This is a genomic window from Sulfitobacter sp. NFXS29 (assembly GCF_040148765.1).
In the GTDB taxonomy this organism is placed as follows: Bacteria; Pseudomonadota; Alphaproteobacteria; order Rhodobacterales; family Rhodobacteraceae; genus Sulfitobacter.
In genome coordinates this window covers 1-1,647 of record NZ_JAGDED010000028.1, presented here as the reverse complement: position 1 = coordinate 1,647, position 1,647 = coordinate 1, and the positions used below count along the sequence as shown (strand labels likewise).

The following is a 1,647-nucleotide window of genomic DNA, read 5'->3' as shown; positions in this document are numbered from 1 at the left end:
AACACGCGCGAGCGGTTGGCGTTGGCTTATGTCGCGCTGCGGGCCTTGCCGACGCACCATGCTCGGTCTGCGGCGGAAACAGCTATCAGCGCTGGTGCGGGTCAGCCCATCAGCCCCTTATTCAACCACATGGATGAGGCGGCATTCTGGGCCGATATGGCTGCACCAGATGAGCGGGAGGCCTATTGCCTCGCTAGCTTCAAGGCGATGCCATACGAGCGCCAAGCGGCGTTCCTCGACTTTGTACAGGGGAGGCTGGCAGCTTGATGCGCGATTTCACAGCAATGGCAGTGCAACTGGATCAGCACCGGGCGGAACACCCGACCGGAGCCGACCGCTTGCCGACGCCTTTCATCTGGCAGGACCCTAATAGCCTGCCTCGCCGCCCTTGGGTCTATGGGCGGCACCTTCTGCGCAAGCAGGTCGCCGTGACCGTCGCACCCGGTGGCGTGGGTAAGTCCTCTCTGACCATCGTTGAGGGGCTGGCTATGGTCTCTGAGCGTGAGTTGCTGGGGGAGTGGACAGCCAAAGGCTTGAACGTTTGGCTCTACAACCTCGAAGACCCGCGCGACGAGATGAACCTACGGATCACAGCAGCCATGCAACACCATGACGTGCAGCCGGATGAGGTCGAGGGGCGGCTGTTCGTTGATACCGGGCGCGAACGCGAGCTTTGCACGGCGGTGCAGTCCCGCGAGGGCGTCGTCATCGTGAAGCCTGAAATCGAAGCGCTGGCGCGAGAAATCGCCGAGCGCCAGATTGACGTGATGGTTGTTGACCCGTTCGTCTCCTCCCACCAGGCGGGCGAGAACGACAACGTCGCCATTGATCTCATCGCCAAAGAGTGGGCGCGACTGGCGGACCGGTGCAACTGTGCGATTGAGTTAGTTCACCATACCCGCAAGACCAACGGCGTAGAGGCGACCACAGAAGACAGCAGGGGCGGCTCTGCGCTCTTGGCGGCAGCAAGGTCGGGGCGTGTCCTCAACCGCATGACGGCGGACGAGCGGGAGCAGGCTGGCATTCAACCCGACGACCTCACCACCTATTTCACGGTGACCCGCGACAAGTCCAACCTCGCTCCCGTCGGCAAGCGCACATGGCGGCGTATGGTCTCCGTAGAGCTGGCGAACGGCGAAAGCGTCGGCGTGGCTGAGGTCTGGGAATGGCCTGATACCTTCGACGGGTTCACCAGCAAGGATCTTCTGGCCGTTCAGCATGCCATAGAAGGCAAGCACCCGCGCTACTCAGATCAGTCGGGCAAAGATTGGGCCGGGGTGATCGTCGCTGATGTGCTGAGGCTGGACGCTGCGAGGGACAAGCGCCGGATCAAAAGGATGATCGAGGCTTGGCTACATTCGGGTGCGCTGATGAAAGGCACCAAAATCGGCCCGATCAGAAAGCCAGTTCCGACGATTGAGGTCGGCGAGTGGGCTACCGAATGATGTGCGTCACCACCCCCAAAAAGCAGGTGACGCAAGGTGACGCAAACACCCCCCAAAACCACTGCGTCACCACCCCTCCCCCTAAAGGGGGGGAGGGGGTGGTCACGCGCTCAGTTGGTTCACGCGAGGTGGTGACGCAAACCGACCTGTCTCAGCAGCAAAAACATTCTCAGAAAGGGCATGCGATATGAGCAAGAGCGGC

At 61.6% G+C, this 1,647-nt stretch carries 2 protein-coding genes; both read left to right on the top strand.

Annotation, left to right across the window (positions count from 1 at the left end):
• Nucleotides 1-267, top strand: a 267-nt coding sequence (locus J3456_RS19370) for a hypothetical protein (protein WP_349581889.1), incomplete at its 5' end; no start/stop codon positions are given.
• The gene (locus J3456_RS19365) at nucleotides 267-1,445 is read left to right on the top strand and encodes an AAA family ATPase (RefSeq protein ID WP_349581888.1); all 1,179 of its coding nucleotides are present in this window, start codon (nucleotides 267-269) and stop codon (nucleotides 1,443-1,445) included. The genes J3456_RS19370 and J3456_RS19365, both read left to right, overlap by 1 nt.
• Nucleotides 1,446-1,647: the final 202 nt, after the last annotated feature.